Source organism: Thermococcus celericrescens (genome assembly GCF_001484195.1).
GTDB lineage: Archaea > Methanobacteriota_B > Thermococci > Thermococcales > Thermococcaceae > Thermococcus > Thermococcus celericrescens.
This window is the reverse complement of sequence record NZ_LLYW01000071.1, coordinates 1-892: the sequence shown is the minus strand read 5'-3', so window position 1 is coordinate 892 and position 892 is coordinate 1. Positions and strand designations below refer to the sequence as shown.

Annotated in this window: 1 pseudogene; it reads left to right on the top strand. The window is 46.2% G+C overall.

Annotation, left to right across the window (positions count from 1 at the left end):
* A pseudogene (locus APY94_RS12795) lies at positions 1 to 892 on the top strand (RNA-guided endonuclease InsQ/TnpB family protein); the annotation flags it as partial.

Here is an 892-nt window from a genome sequence, read left to right as displayed (position 1 = left end):
CTGGCTCAAACCCAAACCACCAAACTACATCAAGGGAGAAGGCTTAATAGTCCTCAGAAACGACCAATACAAAATTGAAGGAAACAAACTAATCCTCAAAGGCCTCGGAAAGTTCAAACGCCTCGAAATTCAATTCAAGGGGAGAATACACTTAAAGGGCAAGCAAGGGTGATTAGAAATAACTTACGACACCGTTAAGCGGAAATGGTATGCTCATATTTCATAACACGGTGGAGGGAAGGCTTTATGGTCAAGAGTGGGTTGAACTCCCAAGACAGCCCTTGGGCAACCTTTCAGCGGGAATTGACCTTGGAGTAAACAATTTAATGGCCGTTTACGTTGAGAACGGGGAAAGCTTCTTGGTGAACGGGAGACCGCTTAAGAGCATTGATTTTTACTGGCAAAAACGGATAGCAGAGTATCAGTCCAAAATCAATAAATCGGGAGCTAAAAAGAGTAAGAAACTCTCAGGAATGCACTTGAAGGCTAAACTCCAGGCGAGGCACTACATTAACACGAGGGTGAGGCAAACAGTTGAAAGGCTCTACCAGATGGGTGTTTCAAGGATTGTTGTTGGCTATCCGAAGGGCATCAGTGGGAACTCCAACAAGGGTAAAAAGCAGAATTATCTCCTCTCCCACGTCTGGCGGTTTAATTACGTTATCAAACGCTTGAAGGAAGTTGCTGGGGAGTATGATATTCGGGTTTTGGTTGTGGACGAGGTTTTCACGTCTAAGCGTTGTCCCGTCTGCGGGAGGCCTCACGAGGGGGCTCGCTTCCTTCGTGGTTTGTTTAAGTGTCCCGAGACGGGGCTTGTCTTCAATTCAGACTTGGTTGGGGCGTTTAATATTTTGAAGAAGGTTGTGAAAACCATAACCCCGAGTCTGAGCGG